Below are 14,922 nucleotides of genomic sequence, written 5' to 3'. Positions count from 1 at the left end.
CCGGTGTGAGCGGCCTCACCGACCGGACTTGGCTGCCTTCTCGGGAATCGGCGCGGAGCCGTCGGCCGCCTGGCCCGCGTAGTAGTCGGCGGCCTCCTCCTGACGGGCCTGCTCTGCGCCGGAAGCGATGGGGGCACGCACGTGCTCGGGCTCGTAGCCGAACGCGTCGACGAGGTCCTGTGCGTGCGGGCGCAGTCTGCGCAGCAGCCGGTCGATGTAGCGCGTTACCGCAGCGGCCCGCTGGGTCGAGAGACGCCCGTTGATGAGGTACCACGAAAGGTGCTTCTCGATGAGGGTCAGACCGAACAGGTCGCGCAGCCAGGTCAGGACCTGCTTGGTGTCGGCATCCTCGATGCGGTTCACGGCATCCGTGAATGCCTCCCACTGCAGCAGCTCGCCGTGGGCGCGACCAGCTTCGATGAGCTCTGCCTGATTTTCGTTGAACAGTGCTGCGGCATCCGTCTTCGACATCTTGGATGCCGGACGCAGCCGCCCGGCGATGTCGGCCACCATCTGCTGCACGCGGTCGCCGAGCAGCTCATGCTGCTGGTCACCGCGAAGTCCGCGCTCGACGGCGCGGGCGGTGGAGCCGAAGTCGGTGACGACCTGTCCGAACTGGCGAAGCCCCGCGCCGTGCACCACGTTGCCGGCAGTCTGCCCGACGGCGAAACGGGCGAGGGATGCTGCATCCTTGCCCTTGAACTGCTTGGCGTAGTCCGAGAGCAACCGCTTGCCGACCAGCTGCAGCAAGACGTTGTTGTCACCCTCGAAGGTGACGTAGATGTCGAGGTCGGCGCGCAAGGCCGTGAGGCGATTCTCGGCGAGGAAGCCCTGACCGCCGCACGCTTCGCGGGCCTCCTGGATCGTGTCGAGCGCGTTCCACGTCGACAGCGCCTTCAGCGCGGCAGCGAGGGTCTCGAGGTCCTCGCGCTCCTCGGGGGTGTCGGTGCGACCACTGAAGACACCGTCGAACATCTGCAGCAGCTCGTCGTGCGCGAAGGCCTGCGCGTAGACCTGTGCGAGCCGGGGAAGCAGCCGACGCTGGTGCTTGCCGTAGTCGAGCAGGGTCACCTCGGGAGTTCCTGCGCCGCTGTCGAACTGGCGGCGCTGGTTGCCGTATGTCACCGCGATCGTGAGGGCGAGCGCGGATGCCCACGTCGAGGCGCCGTCGAGCGAAACGCGGCCCTGCACGAGGGCGCCGAGCATCGTGAAGAAGCGGCGGCCGGGGCTGTCGATCGGGCTCGAGTAGGTGCCGTCGGGGGCGACATCGCCGTAGCGGTTCAGCAGGTTCTCGCGCGGGATGCGGACCTGATCGAAGTGCAGGCGGCCGTTGTCGATGCCGTTGAGGCCGCCCTTGACGCCGTCATCCTCACCGCCGACGCCGGGCAGGAAGGCGCCCTCGTCATCACGGATGGGCACGAAGAAGCAGTGCACGCCGTAGTTCACGCCGCCGGTGATGAGCTGCGCGAACACCGTCGCGGCCTTGCCGTGCAGCGCGGCGTTGCCGAGGTAGTCCTTCCACGCTCCCCGGAAGGGCGTGTGGATGACGAACTCTTCGGTGTCGGCGTCGTAGGTCGCCGTGGTTCCGATCGCCGCGACATCCGACCCGTGCCCCGTTTCGGTCATGGCGAAGGCGCCGGGCAGGGCGAGGGAGATCACGTCGGGAAGCCAGCGGTCGTGGTGCTTCTCGGTGCCGAGCTGGTAGATCGCCGAGCCGAACAGTCCCCACTGGACGCCCGACTTGATCTGCAGGCTCGGGTCGGCGAGCACGAGCTCCTCGAAGCCGGCGAGGTTCGCGCCGTTGTCTTCGAGGCCGCCGTACTTCTTCGGGAACGCGCGGCGGGAGCCCCCGGCGTCGACCAGCAGATGCAGCTGGCTGAGGACACGTTCGCGGTGCTCATCCATGGGCAGTCCGTTGATCTGCCAGAACGCGGGGTCCTTGATCATCTCGCGGGCTTCGCGGCGCGTATCTGCCCATGTACCAAGCAGCATCCGGGTGATCAGTTCGGTGTCGATGTGCGGTTCGGCGGTGGGTGTTTCGGACGGACGGACGGCAGCGTCGACCATGGGATCACCTCTCGATGAGGGGGAAGGGAACGTCAGGACCCACGGTAGGCATCCCACAAAGACGGCTCAAATCGCTTCACGATGCCTACAACGAGGGTCGACCCCGTCGGTCGGGCCGGTTGTGGCGTTGCGACAGGGCACTCAGGGAGCCTTCAGCGCGGAGGCCGCCTCAGCCCTCGGCAGTGCGCTGCGCCCACTCCACTGCGCGCTCGGCGACGGTCGCCACGTCCTCGGCGACATCGACCACCAGACCCGGCTCGTCGTCGCCGAGGGGTTCGAGCGTGGCCAGTTGCGAGGCAAGCAGCGCGGGGGGCATGAAGTGTCCGGTGCGCGCCAGGGCCCGGTTGCTGAGGAGCTCCGGATCGCCGGTGAGGTGCACGAAAACCGTGTGCGGAGCGCGTGCACGCAGGCGATCACGATACGACCGCTTCAGCGCGGAGCACGCGACAACGACACCGGATGCCGCGGCTGCCGCGCTGTCTGGCACCGCTCCGTCTGCAGAGCGCAGCGCCAAGCGCTCGCCGACGAGGTCGAGCCACGGCATCCTGTCGGCATCCGTCAGCGGAATGCCCTGCGACATCTTCGCGACGTTCTCAGCCGGATGCAGGTCATCTGCGTCGACGAAGGGGAGGTGAAGGCGCCGGGCGATCTCGATCCCGACCACCGACTTGCCGCTCGCGCTGACCCCCATGACGACGATCGCGGGGCCGGGTCGGGTCATGGTGTCAGCCTACGGGGCGCCTCGTGCGAGCTCAGCGCGGCACCGGCGTACCGTGCCCGCCGGTCAGAGCGTAAGCCCGTGACCGAAACGGAACAGCGGGTTCGCGGTGTCGAAAGGCACATCGGGGCGGGAGGCCTCGACCGCTGCCATGCTGCGCGGGACGTCGAACGGCAACTTTCCGCGAGCGGGGACACCTCCCGACAGGACCGACAGCAGCGCGTCGGCGCTCGCACCCCAGTTCACGACGACCGCGTGCGCAGCCTCGACGATCGGCGCGAGGATCGCGGGTCGATCCAGAAAAACATCCACCACCGTCGTCGTCACGGCACCGACCTCCGCGACGCGGGCAATCGTCTCGTCCGCGAAGTCGAGCGAGCCGGCGTGGAAGAAGTTCTCGAACGCCGTGGCGCGCGGCTCGAAGGGAGCCTGCAGCCGCAGGATCGCGAGGTCGGCATCGTCCGGACTCTCGACGACCTCACCGTACCCGCTTGCCACGGCAGGATCGATGCCCTCGACATAGAGCCGCAGTCCCGCTGCGAACGGCAGCGTGGGCGTTGTCGCGGCGCGCTGGACGCCGTTGGTGAGCACCGTGACCGACGCCTGCTGGGCCGCGACACCCGCCGCACGGAACTCCGCATTGCCGACGATGCGGTCCGCGGCATCCTCGTCGACATAGGGGTTGTCGAAGAGGCCGAGCACGAACTTCTCGCGCAGCAGGCGCCGCGCCGAGACATCCAGGCGGTCCTCGCTGAGCCCGCCTGCCCGCACCAGTCCGATCAGCAGAGTCGGGTCGTCCTCGCCGCCGAACTGGTCGGCACCGGCATCGAGGATCTTGACCGCCCGCTCCCCCGGGGTCAGGTGCTCGGCACCCCAGGCGCGGGCGGGGAAGTCGTCGCCGAGGATCGGCTGATCGGTGAGCAATCCCCAGTCGGTGCAGACGATGCCCTCGAACCCATAGCGCTCGCGCAGTAGGCCCGTCAGGACGCTCTTGTTGAAGCCGAATCCGACCTCTTCGTACTCGGTGCCCACCGGCATTCCGTAGTACGGCATGACCTGCCGCACGCCGACCTCGAACGCCGCCTCGAAGGGCTTCAGGTGCAGGTCGAACTTGCCGCCGGGATAAACCTGCTCACGGCCGTATGCAAAGTGCGGGTCTTCGCCGTCCTTCTGCGGGCCGCCTCCGGGAAAGTGCTTGACCATCGTCGAGACGGCGCCCGACCCGAAGGCTGAGCCGTTCTGGAAGCCGCGAATGTAGGCGGCGCCGAGCCGTCCCGACAGGTCGGGGTCTTCGCCGAAGGTCTGCAACTGACGCGCCCAGCGGGGTTCGGTGGCGAGGTCGACCTGGGGGTGCAGGGCAGCACGGATGCCGACGGCGGTGTATTCCTGGCGAGCGATGTCACCGAAACGCTCGATGAGTTCGGCATCCTGGGTCGCGGCAAGGCCGAGCGGCTCGGGCCACTGTGAGAACGGCCCTGCGAAGATCGCCGCGCCCGGGTTCTCGCTGAACGAATGGCGCGGGTCGGTTGAGATCGTGACGGGAATGCCCAGGCGCGTCGAGGCTGCGAGTTCCTGGAGCTTGTTGTGCCAGCGCGCGATCTCGCGTGCCGTGGGCGCTGCGCCCAGCAGGTTGAAGTGCGTGAGGTGGCGCTCCACGACGTATTCGCGGTTCGATGCGATTCCGAAGGCGGCCTCCCCCTCTGACAGCTCGCCGCCGGGGCCGAGAGCGATCATCGTCTGGAAGAACAGACCCGCCTTCTCCTCCAGGGTCATCTGCTGAAGCAGGATCTCGACGCGTTGCTCGACCGGGAGCGCGGAGTCCTTGTAGCGGGTGTCGACGGGGGGAACGGATGCGGAGTCGGCGGCGCCATTGCTCATGGCATCACATTAAACCGAGCGATGTTTGGTTTTCAACTCGAGTGCGCGGCGATAGCTGCACCGCGAGTGTCAATTCGAATGGCGAGAAGCGGACGCCTACGTGCTCGCCCGGCTGCGCCGCGTAAGGCCCGGGGCTTCTGAAGCACACGTCGGCCCGTCTAAAGAGTCCGTCGAACGCTCGTCTTCGGACGCGGGCAGGGAGCAAAGCTCTCGTTTGTCCCCCGAAATACCTACATACGTGTCCGTGATCGTGCGTAAGCGTGGGTTGGAAGTTAGAGATCCACGCGTTTCCAACAGAGAGGTCGAAACCGGATGAGCCCAACACTCAGGAACCAGGAACCTTCCCTTCGGGGGAGCAAGACCACCATCGCCGGTGCGGCGAGGCGGGCAATTCTCGGCGGACTCGGCTGCGCGGTGCTCGCCGTCGGAGCGTTCGCACCTTCTGCTATTGCGGCCCCAGCACCAGGCGATGATGAAGTACAGGTGTCGCTTGACGCTCCGGCCGATAATCTCGAGGAGGTCACGGACGAACGGGGAAAGCGGCTCGAGATTGTCGACATCGACGAGGCTAAGCCCGACGAGAAAACTGCAGTTGCCCTGACGTCCGGCGGGGACCCCGTCCTGCTCCGCTCACTGTATGCACCGAAAGAGCAGAAGGCGACTTCTGACGCCACCGAACCCGGGCTCGAGGGGTGGGTTGAGGGCGTCAATTACTTCACCGACGGGGAACCGCAGACTTCAGAGGAAAAGATCTCGTTCAGCGATCTACCGCAGATCGATCCCGCCTCCCTTGACCTCGCATTCTCCACGGCGACCTCGTCAACGTCCTTCTCAGCCGCGTGGGTTGACGACGAGAAAGTCCTCTACGACGTGTACCGCGACGGAGTCTTCGTGGGCACTGCAGACGATGCGTCATTCAGTGAAAGTGGCCTTCAGCCAGGAACGGACTACACCTACACGGTCCTACCTGCAACACGAGAGATCGGCGGCGATGAACTGACCTTCCAGGTCCATACGCTTGCCGCCAACGCCGCCAAACTTGTGGAGACTACGGACGATCCGATCTCGTCGCTGTCTCTTCAGCCAGTCGCATCCTGGTTCCTGTACAACACGTTCATCACGAACAATCGCGTCGACTGGGACATCATCCAGGGCGCCTTCGGCGGGTGCGTCGGCACCTTCGGCGATAAGTTCGGTGGAGACAACCGCGGCTACGTGACCCCGACGCTCTACGAGGACCCGTGGTGGTACAACTCCCATCGAACCGGCGCCCGAATGAAGATCGACTTCGGACCGAACTACGTCATCGAGGAGAAGCATGTCGGGCAGTCCCATCTGTACAACAGCTCGGGCGGACTCAAGGAGACCCGCACGGCATCGACCAGCGGCATCGTCTTCAGCGAGCGCAGCGTCAGCTCAAGCCTCTACAAGGTGAAGGTCAGCCATGAGGTTGGGAACCCGTTTTGCTCCACCGGCGCGATTCGGTACGTCGTATACGTGAATACATGGGCGAGCGGTGTAATGCAAGTCAATGGCTACCGGCACCCCGTCCCCGCCCACGAGGCGTATGGCTTGTTCATGAACTCGAGCGGTTCCGAGTATTGGCAGACGATGTACCAAGGGGCCCAAGGTGACTTCTTATGCGTGTCAGGTGTCTGCCCCACGCAGACGATCTCCAAGACGCATACTCCTTCGTAGGATGAAAGCATGACAGCACCGACGATGGGACCGTATTGGCGAGTGATCGCGTACGGTTCCGTCGTCGGTGTCGCACTTTCGGTCGGAACCCTCAATGTGTACTACCTCATCTTCACGACGGACTACACGCTGCAGTCATTCTTTGATGCCGCCAAGTGGGGTGCGGCCCTGGCGCTCACGACATCCGCTTTCGTGGTTATCGGGACCATCGGCCTTGCGCGGAAGGTACGAACGAGACGGGGCAAGGCACTGTTCGTTCTCTTGAGCGTTGCGAGCTCGGTTGTCGGCTGGCTCCTCCTCGGCGTCCTCAACGGACTGCTGGCGAGCTGGCTCTTCTTCTTCGGATTCCCGCTGATCGCGGTGATTTCGGGGACCTTTGCCGGGATCGTCGCAGCTCTCGCTATGTTCTTCGTGCCAGAAGCCGACGCTCCCAAGCAAGATATCGCCCCAACTGACGATCCCCTCGGAGTGTTCGACTCGTAGCCCTGACCCGCGAACCGTCAGCGTATTCCGCTTGTACACGACCGACAGTCACGACCTTGGAGTTCGCGGGCTGCCGCGTCGCTCCCAGAGCAGGCTCAGGCTAAGTAGCGTGTAGTGGTGGGTCGGTTCGAGGCGTTCATCGATGAGCCGTCGGCGCTGCGGGGCGATCGCCAGGAGTATCTGATCTGCGCTGCCTTGGTGGAGACGAGCGACTGCGAGGCGGCGAGAGGCGGGATGCGGTCGCCGCTGCTTCCGGGCCAGGTGAAGGAGCACTGGACGGACGAGAGCGAGCCGTGCCGCTGACGGATCGCGGAGACAATCACGGGCTTGGACCCGATGAACGTGGTCGTCAGCCACCTGGATGAGCGTCGCAAGAAGGTCGAGCGGTATCGCCGGAGGTGTCTTGAGGTCGTCTATCACGAGCTCGTAGGAATGGACGTCACGGCTGCCGCGCTCGAGCATCGGTCGCGCGCGCAGGATGCCGAGAATCGCGCCCATATCGTGGCGTTGCAGGCGCAGAGTCTGGACCACCGTCTGCGGATAAGTCACGCGAGGGGCGGCAAGGAGCCGTTGCTGTGGATCGTGGATGCGGTGCTGGGGGCGATCAACTCGCGCCGCCTCGGAATCCCGGAGCACTACGAGGCGTTGATAGTAACGCTGTTTCCAGAGGAGATGACGCCGGATTCGCAGGGCCTGGGCTTAAAGGACGAAAGACTCTAGATCCAGCCGTCCGGCTGGGATCCTAAGGTCCTCTTCCCCTACCGGAGACCATCGAAAACCTCAATGTCATTGCGGGAGACGTCGGACCAGGTTTCTGGGAGGGTTTGTACCGCGTGAGTAGTAGCGAGACGTCGACGGCGCTGTTCTCGTCGGACGCTATAGCCCGCCTCAACTGATGGGTTCAGACGTGCGCGGCGACGACGGCGAGGACCGCGTCGCCGTAGGCATCCTTCTTCTTTGCGCCGATCCCGGTGATTCCCTCCAGCCCTGCTGCTGAGGTCGGGCGGGCGGCGGCGAGGGCTCGCAGGGTCACGTCGCCGAAGACGACGTACGCGGGGACTCCCTGCTCACGCGCGGTCTCGGCGCGCCAGGCCCGGAGGGCCTCGAACAGGTCGCGGTCGGCTGGGGCGACATCCGTCGCGGCAGTCTTGCGAACCCGGGCAGACCCCGCACGGCCGGCGACGTCGCGGCGCAGGGGCACTGCCTGTTCGCCCTTGAGCACGGGGCCGGCAGCCTCACCGAGAGCGAGAGTTCCATACTCGCCGCGGGCGACCAGGATGCCGCGGGCAAGGAGCTGGCGCACGACGCTGCGCCAATCTTGGTCTGACAGGTCGGACCCGATGCCGTAGGTCGCGAGGGTCTGATGACCGAGCTGGCGGATCCGTTCGGTGTCGGCGCCGCGCAGGATGTCGATGAGCTGGCCCGCCCCGTACGCCTGGCCGCGCTCGCGCTGGAGGCGCACGATCGTCGACAGGAGCTTCTGGGCCGGAACGAGTCCATCCCACGTTTCGGGCGGCTCCAGGCACGTGTCGCAATTGCCGCACGGCTCCGCAGGCTGCCCGAAGTACCCGAGCAGGTTCACCCGGCGGCACTCGACCGTCTCGCAGAGAGCGAGCATGGCATCCAGGTGCTGATGCTGGCGGCGCTTGCGGGAAAGATCGCCGTCGCCGCCGTCGATGAGGCGCCGCTGCTGCACGACATCCGCGAGCCCATAGGCCATCCACGCCACCGAGGGCTCGCCGTCGCGGCCCGCCCGGCCGGTCTCCTGGTAATAGCCCTCGACGGACTTCGGGAGGTCGATGTGGGCGACGTAACGGACGTCGGGCTTGTCGATCCCCATCCCGAACGCGATCGTCGCGACCATGACGACGCCGTCTTCGCGAAGGAACCGCTGCTGGTTCGCGGCACGGATGCCGGCATCCAGCCCCGCGTGGTACGGCAGTGCGTCAACGCCTTGACCACGCAGGTAGGTGGCGGTCTGCTCGACGCTCTTGCGGCTCAGGGCGTAGACGATGCCCGAGGCGCCGGCGGGCTGGGCGCGCACGAACGCGGTGAGCTGGCGGCGCGCATCGGTCTTGGGCTCGATGCGGTACTGGATGTTGGGACGATCGAAGCTCGCGACGAAGTGGCGCGCATCGGGCAGCCCGAGCCGATCCGTGATCTCGCGGTGCGTCTCGCGCGTGGCGGTCGCCGTGAGCGCCATACGGGGGACGCCCGGGAAGCGCTCGGCGAGATCCCCGAGCGCGAGGTAGTCGGGGCGGAAATCGTGGCCCCACTGCGAGACACAGTGGGCTTCGTCAATCGCGATGACACTGAGCCGACCCCGCTGCAGGAGCGCCGTCGTCGCGGCGCCCGACAGGCGCTCGGGAGCGACGTAGAGCAGGTCGAGCTCGCCACTGAGGTAGGCGCGCTCGGTCTCGGAGCGCTCGGATGCGGACTGCGTGGAGTTCAGTGCGGCAGCGCGCACACCGTTCGCTCGGAGCGCCTCAACCTGGTCGTGCATGAGCGCGATGAGCGGCGAGATCACGAGGCCCGTGCCTTCGCGCACGAGCGCGGGCACCTGGTACGTGATGCTCTTGCCGCCACCGGTCGGCATGAGGACGACGGCATCCCCACCCGCAATGACGTGATCGACGATGTCGGCCTGGTCGGCGCGGAAGGCGTCGTACCCGTACACCTCTCCCAGCACGGCGAGCGGATCGGCGCCCGCGAACGAGCGCGCGGGAGCCGCAGGTGCGGCTCGGATGCCGGCGGCGGCCGGCGCCCAGTCCTCGGGCGGCTCCTCGCCGTCGAGAGGTGGAGCGAGGTCGTCGGGATCCCACACCAGGTCGGCGTACGGGTCCTCGGGCGTGCTCACCGCTCCACCGTATCCGGCGCCGCTGACGCCCAGTCCCCGTGGTTCACAGGCGCTGCGTTCACAGGCGCACCACCTCGGTGACGCGCACGACGGCCGTGCCCTCCTCGACGGATGCCGCCAGGTCGACCTCGGCGCGGATGCGCCAGTCATGGTCTCCGGCGGGGTCATCGATGATCTGCTCGACGCGCCAGGTGTCGGCATCCGTCGTATCGATGACGCACAGCTGCGGCGAGCGCGCGGGGCCGCCCGTGAGGATCTCGTCGTGCTCGTCGTAATACCGATCCATCGCCGCCGACCAGTCGATGCCCGGATCGAGCTCTGCCAGCCCGTCGTCGTCTTGCAGCGCAGCGAGCTGCACGCGGCGGAACAGCTCGTTGCGCACGAGCACGGTGAAGGCGCGACGGTTGGTGAGCACGGAGGGCGGCGCAGGTGGCACGACGGGAGCTTCGGGGTCGTCGACCGGGTTCGTGAGGGAAGCCCACTCGTCCACGAGCGACGAGTCGACCTGCCTGACCAGTTCGCCGAGCCACTCGATGAGATCGAGAAGGTCGTCGGTGTGAGCCTCGGCGGGCACAGTCTGGCGGACGGCGCGGTAGGCATCCGAAAGGTAGCGCAGCACGAGGCCTTCGCTGCGGGCGAGTCCGTAGAACGAGACGAACTCCCCGAACGACATCGCCCGCTCGTACATGTCGCGCACCACCGACTTGGGTGAGAGCTCGAAATCGAGCACCCACGGCTGGCTCGACGCGAACACCGTGAAGGACTGGGCCAGCAACTCGGCGAGCGGCTTCGGATACGTGATCGCTTCGAGCAGCGCCATCCGTTCGTCGTACTCGAGCCCGTCACGTTTCATGGCGGCGACCGCCTCGCCGCGCGCGCGGAACTCCTGCTGCGAGAGGATCGCCCGCGGGTCGTCCAGGGTCGCCTCGATCACGCTCACGACATCCAGCGCATAGTGTCCCGTCCCGGCCGTGCGCGAGGCATCCGATGTTCGCAGATCCGCGCCAAGTTCGGAGGATTCTGGCTCAGGACTGTGAGGTTCGTGCGATTCTGCGGAGTTCGCGGGCGAGGGAGCGGGGGCGGGGGCGGGCGCATCGGGCTCGAGCAGGGAGATCGCGGCGAGGGCGAAGGGGGAGAGCGGCTGGTTGAGGGCGAAGTTCGGCTGCAGATCGACGGTGAGACGGATGCCGTCAGCCGCGGCATCCACGATGCCTGCCACAACGAGCGTGCGGAAGATTGCGAGCGCTCGCCGCGCCAGCTCGACCTGCCGTGCGCGCGGCTCGTGGTTGTCGAAGACGAGGGAGCGGACGTTCCCGAAGACGTCCCCACCTCGGCCGATGACGTTTATGAGCATCGCGGCGGTCAGCTGCAGGTGCGGGGTCAGCGGCTCGGGTTCGGCCGCAACGAGTCGCTCGAACGACCCCTCGCCCCAGTTCACCTGGCCGGTGGGGGCCTTCTTGCGCACGATCTTCTTGCGCTTGGCGGCATCATCCCCGGCCTTGGCGAGCGCCACGGCGTTCTCGATCTCCCACTCCGGCGCCATCACGACGACGTTGCCGTATGGATCGAAGCCTGCCCGGCCCGCGCGGCCCGCGACCTGGTGGAACTCCCGGGCGCTGAGCTGCCGCATCCGGGTGCCGTCGAACTTGGTGAGAGCCGTGATGAGCACCGTGCGGATGGGTACGTTGATCCCGACGCCGAGGGTGTCGGTGCCGCAGATGACCTTGAGTAGGCCGCGCTGCGCGAGGGTTTCGACCAGGCGCCGGTAGCGGGGCAGCATCCCGGCGTGATGGATGCCGATCCCTGCGCGTACGAGTCGCGAGAGGGTCTTCCCGAACCCGGTCGTGAACCGGAACCCGCCGATTTCGGCCGCGATTTGATCGCGCTGCTCGCGCGAAGCGATCTTCGTGTTGATGAGCGCCTGAGCGCGCTCGAGCGCCGCTGCCTGCGCGAAGTGGACGATGTAGATCGGAGTCTCGGACTCCTCGAGCAGCCGCTCGATGACGTCGTGGACCGGGCGCCGCTCATAGGAGAAGTGCAGCGGCACGGGGCGTTCGACGCCGGTGATCTGGGCGACCTCGCGGCCGGTTCGTCGCTCGAGGTCAGTGACGATCGGGGTGACATCGCCGAGGGTCGCCGACATGAGCAGGAACTGCACACGCGGAAGCAGCAACAGCGGCACCTGCCACGCCCAACCGCGGTCGGGATCACCGTAGTAGTGAAACTCGTCCATGACGACGGCGTCGATGTCGGCATCCGCGCCCTGCCTCAGCGCAATGTTGGCGAGGATCTCGGCAGTGCAGCAGACGATCGGCGCGTCTGCGTTGACCGACGAGTCTCCCGTGACCATGCCGACGTTCTCGGCCCCGAAGATCTCGACCAGCGCGAAGAACTTCTCGGCGACGAGCGCCTTGATCGGCGCGGTGTAATACGAGCGGCCGCCGCGGGCAAGCGACGCCGTGTGAGCAGCGATCGCGACGAGCGACTTGCCCGTTCCGGTCGGCGTCGAGAGCACCACATGCGAACCCGACACGAGTTCGATGGCCGCTTCATCCTGCGCGGGGTAGAGACGGATGCCGCGCTCCTCAGCCCATGCGACGAAGGCGTCGTACACGGCATCCGGGGCAGCGTCCGTCACCGCATCCGCGAGCGTCGGTGAAGCAGTCACCCCCCGAGTCTGCCTGACGGCAGCAGGGCGATGCCCGCAAAGCCAGTCCTCGCGGAACACCGGGGCCGCCACCTACGTTGGGAGGAAGCAACGAAAGGACAGGTGATGACCGATACTGACGTGACCCCCGAGGTCGTGCGCAACGACGACAAGGGACGATACGAGATCAGCCTCGACGGAGCCCTCGCCGGCTTCACCGAATTCGTCGCCGACGATCAGGGCCGCCTGGTCTTCCCCCACACCGAGATCGATCCGGCCTTCTCAGGCCGGGGCCTCGGCACCGAACTCATTGGGCAGGCCATGACGGATGTCGCCTCCCGTGGTGAGACGGTCGTTCCCGAATGCTCGTTCGTCGTGCGCTACCTGCAGAAGCACGAGGTGAACGGGCTCGACATCGCGTGGCCTCACGGGTCGGCGCCGGCCTGATGACCCGGCTCGACGCGGACGAGGCGGTTGCCGAAGAAGGGGCAGCCGACTGCGACGGACCACGCCTGCTGCAGCTCGAGCTGAGAGACGTCCCGCTCGGCGGGATACGCGCGATGCAGGTCTCTCGCGCGCTCCCGCAGCGCGACCTCCCGCTCGTCGGAGCCTGGTGTTTCCTTGACCGGTTCGGGCCGCAGCGCACCATGATGCGCGTCGAACCGCATCCGCACATCGGCCTGCAGACCGTGACCTGGCCGATCAGCGGCGAGGTGCGCCACCGCGATTCGGTCGGCAGCGACGTGATCGTGCGACGAGGTGTGCTCAACCTCATGACCGCCGGCGCCGGCATCTCCCACTCCGAGTACTCGGTTGGCGAGACGGATGTCGAGCTCGACGCCCTGCAGCTGTGGGTAGCTCTGCCCGAGTCGAGCCGGTTCGGGGAGGCATCCTTCGAACAGCATGCGGATCTTCCGGTGCTCGACCTGCCCGCTGCCGCGGGAAGCGCGCAGGCTACCGTCGTGCTCGGAACGCTCGGCGAGGCATCCTCACCGGCCACCGCGCACACTCCGATCGTCGGCGCCGAGCTGGAGCTGGCACCCGGGGCTGACGTGCTCGTGCCGCTCGATGAGGCATGGGAGCACGCGCTGCTACTGATCGATGGCGACGCGACAGTCAGCGCGGCGCCGGGCGGGGATGCGCACGACACCGCCGAACTGGACACGAACCACTTGCTGTATCTCGGTACGCATCGTGACGCGATCACCCTGCGCACCGACTCCGGGGCCCGGGCCTTCCTCCTCGGGGGCGAACCCTTCCCTGACGAGATCGTGATGTGGTGGAACTTCGTCGGACGCTCCCACGATGAGATCGTCGCGGCCCGTGAAGACTGGGAGAGCTCGACTGCCCGATTCGGTCACGTCATCGACCACGGTCCGGAGCGCATTCCCGCACCGCCGTTGCCGGGGGTGCGACTGACGCGACGGCGCAGGCGCCTCTGAGACAGACTTTGGTCCCGAACGCGGCAGTACGCTGATACGGTGGCCCGAACCTCCGTCCTGACGACGCGTGTGCTCCTCACGACCGCCGCCATCGGCGTCGCGACGGGGCTGCTCGCCGGCGTCGCGGGATGGGTCACACCGCTCGTACTCGGGGCTGCGCCGATTCTCTACGGCTTCGTCCTCGGGGCGCACGTGCTGCCGGGCATCATCGCACAGGAGGTCATCCGTCTCCCCTGGGTGGCGCTGCTCAGCCACGTGTTTGCGGCGCTGGTAGCCAGCGCCATGGCTCCCCAGTGGGCGCTGCGATTCCTCGGCACGGCGATCCTCTTCGGCGGCATCCAGGAGCTCGTCGCCGCGCTCACCCGCTATCGGGTGTGGGACGCCTGGCGGTTCTTCATTTCGGCCGTGATCATCGGCATCCTGGTCGCCGTTGTCGTCGCGTTCGCCGCCGACCTCGCCTCGCTGCCGCTGTGGGCACAGATCATTTACCTCATCGTCGCGGTGCTCGGCCCCGTCGCGTGGACGGCCGCGGGCCTCGGGATCGGCGTATCGCTGCGTCGCGCCGGCGTCGCGCGCCGCTCGTGATGCTCCGGGCCGGACGCCGGCGCGACGCCCATCGTGGGGCGTGCGGAGTTAGGTTCGGCTAAGTTAGGGCGTACTTCCCTTTCCGACGAGGACCCGTGACAGCTCCCCCCGATTCCGCCGTGACCCCGGCCTCCGTCGCCCCTTCTCTCGGCGAGACAGCGGCGACGGAGGCGAGCCTCGGGGGCGAGTCGACGCCGCTCCTGCGGCTGCGTGAGGTGGCAATCACGCACGAGGGCGAGGATGCCGCGACCCCGGCATCCGTGTCGTTCGAGGTCTCACGCGGCGATGTCGTGCTGCTTCTCGGGCCCAGCGGTTCGGGTAAGTCCACGCTCTCGCTCGCGATGAACGGACTCATCCCGCACGCCGTGCCCGCGACGCTGTCGGGACACGTCGAGGTGGCCGGGATGGATGCCGCGACGCACTCCGTGGCGCAACTCTCTACGCACGTGGGGATCGTGTTCCAAGATCCCGACGCGCAGCTGGTGACAGGCACGGTGCTCGACGAGGTAGCGTTCGGGCCCGAGAACCTGTGCCTCCCGGTGGCCGA

Annotated in this window: 12 protein-coding genes and 1 pseudogene; 8 read left to right on the top strand and 5 right to left on the bottom strand. The window is 67.1% G+C overall.

Annotation, left to right across the window (positions count from 1 at the left end; translation table 11 throughout):
• Nucleotides 1-15: 15 nt before the first annotated feature.
• The 3 genes from BGO47_RS14355 to BGO47_RS14345 all read right to left on the bottom strand — a co-directional run bounded on the left by BGO47_RS14355 (nt 16) and on the right by BGO47_RS14345 (nt 4,663).
• Entirely contained in the window at nt 16-2,067 is a 2,052-nt protein-coding gene (locus BGO47_RS14355) for an acyl-CoA dehydrogenase (protein WP_292712971.1), read from the bottom strand.
• Nucleotides 2,068-2,236: 169 nt separating this feature from the next.
• Complete coding sequence (locus tag BGO47_RS14350; RefSeq protein WP_292712969.1) at nt 2,237-2,788, bottom strand: gluconokinase; 552 nt, start codon at nt 2,786-2,788, stop codon at nt 2,237-2,239.
• Between the two features lie 63 nt (nt 2,789-2,851).
• Nucleotides 2,852-4,663, bottom strand: coding sequence for a glycoside hydrolase family 3 N-terminal domain-containing protein (locus BGO47_RS14345; RefSeq protein WP_292712967.1), 1,812 nt, complete (start codon nt 4,661-4,663; stop codon nt 2,852-2,854).
• Nucleotides 4,664-4,975: 312 nt separating this feature from the next.
• Between BGO47_RS14345 and BGO47_RS14340 the strand changes: the two genes are divergently transcribed.
• From BGO47_RS14340 to BGO47_RS14325, 4 genes are all read left to right on the top strand, one after another.
• Nucleotides 4,976-6,361 (top strand): hypothetical protein, encoded by a 1,386-nt coding sequence (locus BGO47_RS14340; RefSeq protein ID WP_292712966.1) that lies wholly within the window; start codon nt 4,976-4,978, stop codon nt 6,359-6,361.
• A gap of 9 nt (nt 6,362-6,370) precedes the next feature.
• Nucleotides 6,371-6,844 carry a hypothetical protein gene (locus tag BGO47_RS14335; RefSeq protein ID WP_292712965.1) on the top strand — a complete coding sequence of 158 codons (474 nt, stop codon included), beginning with the start codon at nt 6,371-6,373 and terminating at the stop codon, nt 6,842-6,844.
• Between the two features lie 117 nt (nt 6,845-6,961).
• Nucleotides 6,962-7,147: a hypothetical protein gene (locus BGO47_RS14330; protein ID WP_292712963.1), complete on the top strand. Its 186-nt coding sequence runs from the start codon at nt 6,962-6,964 to the stop codon at nt 7,145-7,147.
• A gap of 33 nt (nt 7,148-7,180) precedes the next feature.
• A complete protein-coding gene (locus BGO47_RS14325) occupies nt 7,181-7,564 on the top strand; it encodes a hypothetical protein (RefSeq protein WP_292712962.1) in 384 nt (127 codons plus the stop codon).
• A 181-nt stretch (nt 7,565-7,745) separates the two neighbouring features.
• Here the strand turns inward: BGO47_RS14325 and recQ are convergent, their stop codons facing one another.
• Both recQ and BGO47_RS14315 read right to left on the bottom strand, forming a co-directional pair.
• A complete protein-coding gene (recQ, locus tag BGO47_RS14320) occupies nt 7,746-9,701 on the bottom strand; it encodes a DNA helicase RecQ (RefSeq protein WP_292712961.1) in 1,956 nt (651 codons plus the stop codon).
• A gap of 58 nt (nt 9,702-9,759) precedes the next feature.
• Complete coding sequence (locus BGO47_RS14315) at nt 9,760-12,369, bottom strand: DEAD/DEAH box helicase (protein WP_292712960.1); 2,610 nt, start codon at nt 12,367-12,369, stop codon at nt 9,760-9,762.
• A gap of 30 nt (nt 12,370-12,399) precedes the next feature.
• On the opposite strand from BGO47_RS14315, the gene BGO47_RS14310 reads away from it, so the two are divergent.
• From BGO47_RS14310 to BGO47_RS14295, 4 genes and pseudogenes are all read left to right on the top strand, one after another.
• Entirely contained in the window at nt 12,400-12,795 is a 396-nt protein-coding gene (locus BGO47_RS14310) for a GNAT family N-acetyltransferase (protein WP_366246893.1), read from the top strand.
• Entirely contained in the window at nt 12,795-13,790 is a 996-nt protein-coding gene (locus tag BGO47_RS14305; protein ID WP_292712957.1) for a pirin family protein, read from the top strand. The genes BGO47_RS14310 and BGO47_RS14305 overlap by 1 nt, the downstream gene beginning before the upstream one ends.
• 39 nt (nt 13,791-13,829) lie before the next feature.
• Nucleotides 13,830-14,375, top strand: a complete 546-nt coding sequence (locus BGO47_RS14300; protein WP_292712955.1) for an ECF transporter S component — start codon at nt 13,830-13,832, stop codon at nt 14,373-14,375.
• Nucleotides 14,376-14,575: 200 nt separating this feature from the next.
• A pseudogene (locus BGO47_RS14295) lies at nt 14,576-14,922 on the top strand (ATP-binding cassette domain-containing protein); the annotation flags it as partial.

Source organism: Microbacterium sp. 67-17, assembly GCF_001898325.1.
In the GTDB taxonomy this organism is placed as follows: domain Bacteria; phylum Actinomycetota; class Actinomycetes; order Actinomycetales; family Microbacteriaceae; genus Microbacterium; species Microbacterium schleiferi.
The sequence above is the reverse complement of the archived record's forward strand: the minus strand, read 5'-3'. Positions and strand labels throughout refer to the sequence as shown.